The sequence below is a fragment of the Nostocoides jenkinsii Ben 74 genome (assembly GCF_001046875.1).
In the GTDB taxonomy this organism is placed as follows: Bacteria; Actinomycetota; Actinomycetes; order Actinomycetales; family Dermatophilaceae; genus Nostocoides_A; species Nostocoides_A jenkinsii.
Map to the genome: position 1 here is coordinate 3455140 of NZ_HF571038.1, position 10544 is coordinate 3465683.

Sequence of the window (10544 nt, forward strand, 5' to 3'; positions counted from 1 at the left end):
CCGGAGCCGACGACGGCGCCCTTCTTAGATCCGGTTTTGCGCACCGCGCCGACGCGCTTGCTGTTGCCTGCCATCAGTTGTCTCCGCCGCTCTTGACCAGGCTCCAGCGCGCGCCGGAGGAGGTGTCCTCGACCTGAATACCGGCCGCGCTGAGTTGGTCGCGGATCGCGTCCGCCGTCGCGAAGTCGCGAGCCGCCCGGGCCGCGGCGCGCGCTGCGATCTGCGCCTGCACCAGGGCATCCAAGGCGTCCAGCGCGGCGGCGCCGCCGCCACCAGCCTCGGCAACCCACGTCGCCGACAGCGGGTTGACCCCAAGGATGTCGGTCATCGCGACCACCAGCCGGGCGACATCCGCCGCCGCCTGGGGTTCGTCCTCTTCCAGCAGGATGTTGCCCTTGCGGACATGGTCGTGAATGACGGCTAATGCCCCGGAGACGCCGAGGTCGTCATCGAGCGCCGCGGCGAACTCGGCCGGGAACTCCTCCTCGCCGCTCGGCTCGGCGGTGGTGACCTTCGGCAGGGCGCGGCGCAGGAAGCCCTCGATGCGATCCACCGCGGCCTCCGCCTCGGCCAACGCGCCCTCGTGGAACTCGATCATCGAGCGGTAGTGCGCCGCCGTCAGGTAGTAGCGCACCGCCAACGGACGAGCCTGCTTGGTGACTTCACCGATCAGCAGGGAGTTGCCGAGCGACTTGCTCATCTTCTCCCCGCCCATCGTGACCCAGGCGTTGTGCAGCCAGTAGTTCGCGAAGTCCAGCCCGGCGGCGCGCGACTGCGCCTGCTCGTTCTCGTGATGCGGGAAGCGCAGGTCGACCCCGCCACCGTGGATGTCGAAGTGGTCGCCGAGATACTTCCGAGCCATCGCCGAGCACTCGAGGTGCCAACCCGGGCGACCGATGCCGTATGGCGTGGGCCAGCTCGCGCTCGCCGGTTCCGTTGGCTTCGTTCCCTTCCACAGGGCGAAGTCGCGGGGGTCGTGCTTGCCACGGGGGTCCGCATCTTCGGCGGCCGCCATGTCGTCGACGCGTTGGCGAGTCAACTCGCCATACGCCGGCCAGGAACGGACATCGAAGTAGACGTCGCCGCTCTCGTCGGGGGCGGGGTAGGCGTGACCCTTCTCGATCAGCAGCCGCATCAACTCGATCATCTCGGGGACGTGACCGGTGGCGCGGGGCTCGTACGTCGCGGGCAGGACGCCAAGCAGTTCGAGGGCTTCGCTGGTCAGCCGCTCGTTGCGATAAGACAGGGCGAACCAGTCCTCACCGGCCTCGTCAGACTTGCGCAGGATCTTGTCGTCGATGTCGGTGACATTGCGCACGAGGGTGACGTCGAAGCCGTGGCCGCGCGTCAGCCAGCGACGCAGGACATCGAAGGCGACAGCGAAGCGGACGTGCCCGATGTGGGGCGGCGCCTGGGTCGTCAGGCCACAGATGTAGATCCCGACCCGGCCCGGTGTGATGGGGACGAAATCGCGAATCTCCCGAGTGGCGGAGTCGAACAGGCGCAGGCTCACTTGCTCAGGCTACCGGGGGCGCGCGAACCCCACCTAACGACGAGAGGCCGTCCGCGCCCTGACCTCCCATCTCAATATTTGACCTACTAACCAGTACGAGCGGTCGAAGTGATGCGCATCACGTTCAGCAGTGCCACGATGACTAATTGTCCGTATTCGCGCGATCCCTGAGGGGGGAGCACATGAGTGGAGCAAGTCACCACGCGTCGTCGCTGAACGCCGAGCAGGTCGGCTACAAGCAGTCGCTCGGACGCCGACACGTCCAGATGATCGCGATCGGCGGTGCCATCGGCACCGGCCTGTTCCTGGGTTCGGCGTCGCGCCTGAACAGCACGGGTCCGGCCCTGCTGTTCAGCTACGCATTCGTCGGCGTCATCGCCTACTTCTTGATGCGGGCGCTGGGCGAGTTGGTGCTGCACCGTGCGACCTCCGGTGCCTTCGTCTCCTATATGCGCGAGTTCTATGGCGAGAAGTGGGCCTTCGTCACCGGCTGGATGTACTGGCTCAACTGGGCGTTGACCGGCATCGCCGAGCTGTCGGCCGTCGGCCTGTATGTGCAGCACTGGTGGCCCAATATGCCCACCTGGCAGACGGTCCTGATCGCCTTGGCCGTCGTCCTCGTGATCAACCTGCTCTCGGCCCGCGCCTTCGGTGAGTTCGAGTTCTGGGCCTCCGTCGCCAAGGTCGGCGCCATTGTCATCTTCCTGGCCGTGGGCCTGGTCGTCGTGCTCTTCCAGATGGACGTCGGCGGGCACAAGGCCGGCTTCCAGAACCTCTGGAGCAACCCCGGCGGCTTTTGGCCGTCAAGCGGCGACTACAACTGGTACGGCCCCATCCTGGTGATGTCGGGCGTCGTCTTTGCGTATGCCGCGATCGAAATGGTCGGCGTCGCCGCCGGCGAAATGGAAAACCCCGAGCGGGAGGTTCCCAAGGCGGTCAATGCCGTTATCTTCCGCATCGCTGTCTTCTATTGCGGCTCGATCCTGCTACTGGTCTCGATGCTGCCGACCAAGGAATTCAAGCCCGGCATCAGCCCATTCGTGTCCGTCTTCGGACGGATGGGATTGGACTGGATGGGCAATGTCATCCAGGCGGTCCTGATCATCGCGGCGATGTCTTCGCTCAACTCCGGCCTCTACTCGACCGGGCGCGTCCTGCGCAGCCTGGGCATGTCGAAGCAGGCCCCCGCGTTCACGCTCAAGATGAGCAAGTCCGGCGTCCCGTGGGCCGGCATCGTGATGACCTCGGTGGTCTTCGTCTTCGGTTCCGTCCTGAACGCGCTTCGGCCGGACGCCTTCGAGATCGCCCTGGAGGCCGCCGCGATCGGCGTGCTCTTCACCTGGGGCACGATCTTCGCCTGCCAGTTGAAGTTGCGCAGTCTTGTCAACAAGGGCGTCATCCCGGCGAGCCCCTTCCAGGCACCGGGCTATCCCTGGACGAGCTATCTGGGTCTCGCCTTCTTGGTGATGGTCGCCGTCGGTATGGCCGTGAGCGGCTGGCAGTCCTCGCCCTACTTCTGGCACAAGGTCAACTTCATCGTCATCGTCATCGGCATTCCATTGCTGAGCGCGATCCTGGCGATCGGCTGGATGATCGTGAAGCCGAAGGTCGCCGCCAACACCGGTGGGCACCTGGGCCCAGTGTGGACGGATTCGGGCCCGGCCCGCGTCGACCCGGCACCCAAGCAGCCCGAGTCGGTCTGAGCGAGAGGAGAACTGGACATGCAGACCACCACCCGTCACATCACCAGTCGCCGCGCCATCGCCACGGTGGGGGCCCTCGGCCTCCTCGCCGGACTCAGCGCGTGCTCCAAGGACACGAACACCCCGACGACCAGCACCACCTCGGCGCCCGCCGGGGCGGCCACGATCAAGATCGGGGTCGCCACCGACGAGCCGGGCGTCTCGCTCAAGGACGGCACGTCATACAGCGGCTTCGACATCAAGACGGCCGAATATGTCGCCGGGAAACTCGGCATGACCCCGGAGTGGGTTCCGGTGGCCCAGGGCGAGCGCGTCCAAGCCTTGGAGGACGGGCAGGTCGACCTCGTCGTCGCGACGTTCTCCATCACCGACGAGCGCAAGCAGAAGGTGGATTTCGCCGGCCCCTATTTCGTCGCGCACCAAGACCTCTTGGTGCGGCGCAACGACGAGACCCTGACCGGGCCGGAGAAGCTCGACGGCCGGACCCTGTGTTCGGTCACCGGGACGACCTCGGCGGACTACGTGAAGGCGACCTACAAGGGCAAGATCACCCTGCGCGAGGTGCCGTCGTTCTCGGAGTGCGTGCGCAATCTCGCCAATGGTGACGTCGACGCGGTGACCACCGACGACCTGATCCTGGCCGGGTTCGCGGCCACCCCCGAATACAAGGGGATCTTGAAGGTCGTCGGCAAGGGCATGACCGATGAGACCTATGGCATCGGCGTCAAGAAGGGCGACACCGCCATGGTCGACAAGGTCAACGCGGCGCTGAAGGAATACATCTCTTCAGGGGCGTGGAAAGCCGCGCTCGACGAAACCGTCGCGCCTTCTGGCTACAAGCTGCCGTCGCCGCCTACCGTCGGGGGGTGAGCGAACTCGACGACCTGCGCTCGGTCCTGGCCCAGCACGCCCCGTTCGACTCGGTCTCGGCCGAGGTGCGAGACGGGCTGGTCGCGAAGGCCGAGATCACGACGTATGCCGCGGGGAGCCTCGTGCTCAACGCCTTCGAGGATCCGTCCTCGGCGGTGTATGTCGTGCTCGACGGCCAGGTCGGGTTGTGGAATGACGCGCGCCGAAGCCCTCTCGAGCCGGACGAGATCCTGTCCGTCGGGGGGGTCTTCGGGTTCTCGGCCATGCTCACCGAGCGCTCGGTCGGTCCCCGCGCCAGCGCCGTGACGCAGGCGACGGTGGCCCGACTGCCGGGAGACGACGCCGCCGTCGCCTTCGTGACGAAGTCGGGCGCGCGCTTCCTGGCCGCCCACCTGCTGCCTAATGCCCGGGCCGACGTCAGCGCCGCCCCGCACATGCCGGCCTACTACCAAGTCGGGGATCTGATCGCCGAGGCGCCCCTCGTCGTTGGGGCCGGGACGGCCCTGACGGACGTGGCGCGGCAACTGACGGACTCGGGACGCTCGTCGGCAGTTGTCGACCTTGGCCCGACGGGATTCGGGCTCGTGACCGACGCCTCCCTGCGACGCCGGGTCCTCGTGGACGGCCTGCCGGGCAGCGCGCCGGTGCGCGAGGCGCTGGACGCGAGCGCGCTCCATACGACCGCAGACGCCAGCGCCGCCGAAACCCTGGTGCACGTTCTTGAGACCGACTCGGAGGGAGTGATCGTCACCGGCGCGAACGGGCGCTTGGCGGGCGTGGTCCGGGTGCGGGACTTCGCGCTGTCCCCGGCCGCGGCGGATCTCGCCGTGCACCAGCAACTTCGGCGAGCGGCAACGACGACTGATCTGGTGCGGCATACGAAGGCAATCCCGATGCTGCTCGGGCAATTGCTCAAGCGGGGCCTCGCCTCACGTCGGGTCATCTCGGTGTATTCGAGTCTGATCGACTCCGTGATCCGCCGGGCGATCGAGTTGGGGTTGGCCGCGCATCCGGAACTCAGCCCGGACCGGTTCACCTGGCTGGCGCTGGGCAGCAACGGGCGCCGGGAAGCCGTGCTGTCCTCCGACGTCGACTCCGCGGTGGCGTTCGCCGACGACGTCGGCGAGGAGGAGATGGCGGCCTATCGGGAACTGTTCACGACCGTCGACCTCACGCTCGCCGAGGCGGGCTTCACGGGCGATGCCCACGGGGTGAGCGCGCGGCACGCGTTGTTGTCCCGGACCGATGCGCAGTGGCGCGCCGCGGCCCAGGCGTGGATCGCCGATCCGGTCGAAGGCAAGGGTGCGATCTTGACGTCACTGCTGGTGGACTCGCGCCCGATCGTCGGGTCGACCACACGCGCGGCCGCCGAGTTGGTGGTCGAGGAGTTGCGCAAGCACCCGATGACGATGCGGTTGCTGCTCGTCGACGCATTGGCGCATCGGGCGCGGCTGCGGACGCTGCGGGAGCCGTGGCGCCGACCGGCGAACTACGACATCAAGGAACTCGCGCTGTTGCCGCTGGTGAATCTGGCGCGCTGGGGTGCCTTGGTCGCTCGATCCGAGGAACTGGCGACGCCGGAGCGGCTATTGGCCTGTGGCGGAACGACCTTCCTTCCCGCCGCGCACGCCGCGACGCTCGCCGAGGTATTTGAGGTCTTGCAGCGACTGCGTCTGCGGTATCAGCTGCTGCAGGTGGCCGATGGCTCGCGGGCGTCCGACAGCCTGGTCTTCGACCAGATGTCGCCGATCGATCGCAGCATCGTGACCTCGGCGGTTCGCGAGATCTCCCGGGCCCAAAAGCGGATGGCGAATGTGGCGTCGTATGTCGAGTCCGGCGAGTGGGCCAACCGGGCCTGAGCTGGGCGCTGGTCACTGATCGGCGACAGTGATGGTGACCCGGCGATTCTGCTGACGGCCGGAGTCGGTGGCGTTGTCGGCGACCGGATCGGCCTCGCCGTGGCCGCGAGCGACGATCGTGAGTGCGTCGCTGGTGGCGAGGAGGCCTCGCCGGACGGCGTCGGCTCGGCGCTGCGATAGACCACGGTTGTAGGCCGCATCCCCCGTGCTGTCGGTGTAGCCATCGATCCGCAGCGAGCTTGCGTCGACGGCAGCGAGCCGCTTTGCGACATCCGCGAGGACGGCTTCCGCCTTGGGGCTGAGGTCGGCGCTGTCGAAGGCAAAGAGCACATCGGCCGCCAACTCGAAGCGCCGCCCACCGGTGGTGATGAGCGACCCGTCCAGATTGGCTTCGCGGAAGACAAGGTCCTGGACTTCCCCGTGAATGTCGGGATCCGCGAAGACGTCAGGTGTGACGGTCAGTGGCGTCGTCAGGGTGATCCCGGGTATAGGCACCGGATCGGCCGCCGACAGCGGAGAACTCACAAACGGCGTTGCGGCGGAAGCGGTCTGGATCGCGACGAGGCCGGTCACGAGGATCACCGTCAACCTGACTGCCAGCAGGTGCCTACCGGGGGCCGCCCCGGGTGGCACTGACGGCGCGCTCACCGGGCGACCGGGACCGCGTCGAAGGGCCCGATATTCGGCAGCACGACCTGCACGGTCGCGACCTTGGGCGGCGGCGCCTGGAAGACCGCCTGCAGCACCGTGCTCGCGCCTGGGACGACCTCGATGGCGGCCGTGTTGGAGGTGCACACGCAATTGCCGTCCTTGTCCTGGGCGGGCAGATAGCGTCGGGCGCTGACCGCGTCCAGCACGTAGACGCCACTGGCGACGCCGACCAACTCGGATCCCAATTGGTCGGTCCAACCGTGCGCGTACCGTCCGGAGAAGAAGAAGTCGCCTACGCGCCACGGCTCCTGGCCATCGTTGCGCACCGACCAGGTGACGGTCATCAGCTTGCCGGCCGCGCGAACTTCGTTCAGCGACACCGTAACCGGGGTGGTGTCGCTCTGCCCCGTCCTGCTCGCCAGGACGGGTAGTGGCGTGCCCGTGACGTCGACAGCTGCGGCCGAGGTGCCTCCGGTCCCGCTTCCGCCGGCCGACTCGGAGGGCGAATCGGAGGGCGAATCGACGCCCGCTCCGGTCGCCTCGGTGGACCCCGCAGCGTTAGCGCTGGACGTGCCCCCGCCCGGTGCGGACGACTCACCACTGGAGCACCCACCGGCCAACATGACCACGGCGAGGGCCGAGGCCGCGACGAGGCGGCGACGGCGCGACATACCAACGAGAAAAGAGAGCATGTGGTGCCTCCCACGATGTGGGCGGGCACCCCCTGCGGGCCCGCCTCTCCTCTTAGCGTATGGCCGTTTGCCTGAGTCGGTTCCACTTTGCCTTAGTTATCCACAGTTCCAGAATGTCAAGGAACCTCTGCTAGCAGAAGTTAGTCAACTGTGGACACCTTGCAAGGTGTCCACAGTTTGCCAACGTTTTGCTAGCAGAGGTTCGGTGACTTCGCCCTCGACCGCTGACGGGTCAGACGTCCGCGGCCTCGACGCCGGGGGCTTCGGCGCCGATGGTCGTGGAGTCGCCATGGCCGGTCAGCACGATGGTTTCCGAGGGCAAGCTCAAGAGGGTGTCGCGGATGGAGCGGACGATCGTCGGGTAGTCGCTGTGGGAGCGCCCGGTCGCACCGGGGCCGCCGTTGAACAGCGTGTCGCCGGTAAAGACGAGTCCGAGGGACGCGGCATACAGGCAGACGGCGCCGGGCGCGTGTCCGGGCGTATGGAGCACCCCCAGCCCCACATCCCCGATCACCAATTCCTCGCCATCGGCCAGTTGCTCGTCGGGCTCGGTCCCGGGGTAGGTCAACTCCCACAGCACCTGGTCGGCGGGGTGCAGCGCGATCGGGGCGCCGGTCGCCTCGCGGATCGCCGGGGCGGCGGCGATGTGGTCGTTGTGGGCGTGCGTGCACAGCACCGCGAGGACGTCGCGGTCGCCGACCGCGGCCAGGATCGGCTCGGCCTGGTGGGCGGCGTCGATGACATAGCAGGAGGTGTCGTCGCCAACGATCCAGACGTTGTTGTCGACCTCCCACTCGCCACCGTCGAGGGCGAAGATGCCGCTGGTGATCACCCGTTCGACGCGGACGCCACCGGGCGAGGTCGCGATGATCTCGGTGGTCCCGTCCTCAGCACTCACAGCTCCACCACCGAGCGCAGCACCTCACCCTTGTGCATCTTCTCGAAGGCCGCCTCGATGTCGCCGAGGCCGATCCGCTCGGAGACGAACTGCTCCAGCGGGAAGCGGCCCTGCTCGTAGAGCGCGACGAGGGTGGGGAAGTCGCGGGTGGGGAGGCAATCGCCATACCAGCTGCTCTTGAGGGAGCCGCCGCGGCCGAAGATCTCGATGAGGGGCAATTCGAGCTTCAGGTCGGGGGTCGGCACGCCGACGAGGACGACGGTGCCGGCGAGGTCGCGGGCGAAGAAGGCCTGCTGATAGGTCTCCGGCCGGCCGACGGCTTCGACGACGACATCGGCGCCAAACGAGCCGGTGAGTTCACGGATCGCCTCGACCGCATCGACCTCGCGCGAGTTGATGGTGTGGGTGGCGCCGAATTGCTTGGCCCACTCCAGCTTTCGGTCATCGACGTCGACCGCGATGATCGTCGTCGCGCCGACGACCTTGGCGCCGGCGATCGCGGCATTGCCGACCCCGCCGCAGCCGATGACGGCGATCGAGTCGCCGAGCTTGACGCCGCCGGTGTTGACCGCCGCACCGAAGCCCGCCATCACGCCGCAACCGAGCAAACCGACAACGGCCGGGTCGGAGGTGGCGACCTTGGTGCACTGGCCGGCCGCGACGAGCGTCTTCTCGGCAAAGGCGCCGATGCCGAGGGCCGGGCTGAGCTCGGTGCCATCGGTGAGCGTCATCTTCTGGCGGGCGTTGTGGGTGTTGAAGCAGTACTGCGGCTTGCCCTTGTGGCAGGCGCGGCACTCACCGCAGACGGCGCGCCAGTTGAGGATGACGAAGTCGCCCGGCGCCACCTCGGTCACGCCTTCGCCGACCGCCTCGACGACGCCAGCCGCCTCGTGGCCGAGCAGGAACGGGAAGTCGTCGTTAATGCCGCCCTCTCGATAGTGCAGGTCGGTGTGGCAGACCCCGCACGCCTGGACCGCGACGACCGCCTCGCCCGGACCGGGGTCGGGGACGACGATGTCGAGCAGTTCGACCGGCGCACCCTTGGCGCGCGCGACGACACCCTTGACAGTCTGGGGCATGGACGACTCCTTTGTGCGGGTCCGACGGCATTCCTGGTCCCACTCTCATCCGGCGGCGGTTGGGACGCAAGAGGGGGTGCGGTGCGGCATACGAAAGCCGTTGTGGCACAGAGGTCCTGCGACTTTCCGTTGGGGAAAGTCGACCGTATTCTGAGCCCGTGCCCCATGCCGTCTTCGACGCCCTGATCCACGAGCCGACCCGCTTGCAACTCTGCGGGCTGCTCGTCGGGGAGGAGCAGGTCGAGTTCGCCACCTTGCGGGAGCGGCTCGGGCTCGCGGAGTCGGCGCTCAGCAAGCACCTGTCGACGCTGCGGGCCGCCGGTTACGTCACGGTCGAGCGACGCTTCGGCGCCGGTCACGGCCGGGCGTATGCCGCGCTCACCGACCGCGGTCGGCACGCCTTCTGCGGGCACGTGGCCGAGTTGCAGCGGCTGGCGCGCGCGGCCGCCCCACGGGCTCGGCGGCATCCGGCTTGACCCTCACGCGACGTCAGCCCCCACGATGGCGGACATGACACGACGCGACGCCGAGGCACTGACGGTCGGCCAGGTGGCCGAGCGGTTCGGGGTCACGGTGCGCACGCTGCATCACTACGACGAGATGGGCCTGCTGCGCCCGAGCGAGCGGACGTATGCCGGGTACCGGCTCTATACGCCCGCGGACCAAGAGCGGCTGGCCACGATCGTCGTCTATCGCCGGCTCGGATTCGCGCTGGTGGAGATCGCCGACCTGCTCGGCGGTGGTGACCTGCGGGCGCATCTGGAACGGCAACGCGCCGCGGTCATGTCCAGGCTGGACGAGCTGACGCAGCTCGCTGGCGCGATCGAGAACGCCTTGGAGGCAGAGATGGGCAACCGGCCCGCAACAGACGCGGAACTGAAGGAATTGTTCGGAGACGGCTTCGATGAGTCGTATGCCGCGGAAGCCGAGCAGCGGTGGGGTGAGACCGACGCGTGGGCGCAGTCGCGCGCCCGGACCTCGGGCTACACCAAGGCCGACTGGGAGGCGGTCAAGGCCGAGAGCGATGCCGTGAACGCGGCCTTCGTCGCGGCGCTCGCCGCCGGCGAGCCCGCCGACAGCGAGGCCGCGATGGCCGCTGCCGAGGCCCACCGCCGCAGCATCCACGACCGTTTCTACGACGTGTCGTATGCGATGCACCGCGGCCTGGGCGACATGTATGTCGCGGACCCGCGGTTCACCAAGACGTATGACGACCTCGCGCCCGGCCTCGCGACATACGTCCGCGACGCGATCCACGCCAACGCCGCCCGCCGCGGGG

At 68.0% G+C, this 10544-nt stretch carries 10 protein-coding genes; 5 read left to right on the forward strand and 5 right to left on the reverse strand.

Features of this window, described 5'->3' with window-relative positions:
• Window positions 1-73: 73 nt before the first annotated feature.
• On the reverse strand, window positions 74-1513 hold the full coding sequence (gene cysS / locus BN13_RS16460) for a cysteine--tRNA ligase (RefSeq protein WP_048548251.1): 1440 nt from the start codon (window positions 1511-1513) through the stop codon (window positions 74-76).
• Window positions 1514-1695: 182 nt separating this feature from the next.
• Between cysS and BN13_RS16465 the strand changes: the two genes are divergently transcribed.
• From BN13_RS16465 to BN13_RS16475, 3 genes are read left to right on the forward strand one after another with little or no spacing between them, the layout of a single operon-like run.
• Window positions 1696-3216 carry an amino acid permease gene (locus BN13_RS16465; protein WP_048548252.1) on the forward strand — a complete coding sequence of 507 codons (1521 nt, stop codon included), beginning with the start codon at window positions 1696-1698 and terminating at the stop codon, window positions 3214-3216.
• An 18-nt stretch (window positions 3217-3234) separates the two neighbouring features.
• Complete coding sequence (locus tag BN13_RS16470) at window positions 3235-4086, forward strand: glutamate ABC transporter substrate-binding protein (protein ID WP_053079837.1); 852 nt, start codon at window positions 3235-3237, stop codon at window positions 4084-4086.
• A complete protein-coding gene (locus tag BN13_RS16475) occupies window positions 4083-5945 on the forward strand; it encodes a DUF294 nucleotidyltransferase-like domain-containing protein (RefSeq protein WP_084733842.1) in 1863 nt (620 codons plus the stop codon). Before BN13_RS16470 ends, BN13_RS16475 begins: the two co-directional genes overlap by 4 nt.
• Window positions 5946-5957: 12 nt before the next feature.
• Here the strand turns inward: BN13_RS16475 and BN13_RS19755 are convergent, their stop codons facing one another.
• The 4 genes from BN13_RS19755 to BN13_RS16495 form a co-directional block, all read right to left on the reverse strand.
• Complete coding sequence (locus BN13_RS19755; RefSeq protein WP_162199986.1) at window positions 5958-6518, reverse strand: OmpA family protein; 561 nt, start codon at window positions 6516-6518, stop codon at window positions 5958-5960.
• A 71-nt stretch (window positions 6519-6589) separates the two neighbouring features.
• Window positions 6590-7288: a hypothetical protein gene (locus BN13_RS19760; protein WP_162199987.1), complete on the reverse strand. Its 699-nt coding sequence runs from the start codon at window positions 7286-7288 to the stop codon at window positions 6590-6592.
• Window positions 7289-7520: 232 nt separating this feature from the next.
• On the reverse strand, window positions 7521-8186 hold the full coding sequence (locus tag BN13_RS16490) for an MBL fold metallo-hydrolase (RefSeq protein ID WP_235434095.1): 666 nt from the start codon (window positions 8184-8186) through the stop codon (window positions 7521-7523).
• Window positions 8183-9265: an S-(hydroxymethyl)mycothiol dehydrogenase gene (locus BN13_RS16495; RefSeq protein ID WP_048548254.1), complete on the reverse strand. Its 1083-nt coding sequence runs from the start codon at window positions 9263-9265 to the stop codon at window positions 8183-8185. Before BN13_RS16495 ends, BN13_RS16490 begins: the two co-directional genes overlap by 4 nt.
• A gap of 158 nt (window positions 9266-9423) precedes the next feature.
• Between BN13_RS16495 and BN13_RS16500 the strand changes: the two genes are divergently transcribed.
• Both BN13_RS16500 and BN13_RS16505 read left to right on the forward strand, forming a co-directional pair.
• Window positions 9424-9741 carry a transcriptional regulator gene (locus BN13_RS16500; RefSeq protein WP_048548255.1) on the forward strand — a complete coding sequence of 106 codons (318 nt, stop codon included), beginning with the start codon at window positions 9424-9426 and terminating at the stop codon, window positions 9739-9741.
• Window positions 9742-9775: 34 nt separating this feature from the next.
• The coding region (locus BN13_RS16505) for a MerR family transcriptional regulator (RefSeq protein ID WP_084733844.1) at window positions 9776-10544 on the forward strand (769 nt) is incomplete at its 3' end.

Coding starts and splice junctions, on each gene's coding strand:
- BN13_RS16465 (WP_048548252.1), top strand. CDS start 1,696: ATGAGTGGAGCAAGTCACCACGCGTCGTCGCTGAACGCCGAGCAGGTC.
- BN13_RS16470 (WP_053079837.1), top strand. CDS start 3,235: ATGCAGACCACCACCCGTCACATCACCAGTCGCCGCGCCATCGCCACG.
- BN13_RS19760 (WP_162199987.1), bottom strand. CDS start 7,288: ATGCTCTCTTTTCTCGTTGGTATGTCGCGCCGTCGCCGCCTCGTCGCG.
- BN13_RS16495 (WP_048548254.1), bottom strand. CDS start 9,265: ATGCCCCAGACTGTCAAGGGTGTCGTCGCGCGCGCCAAGGGTGCGCCG.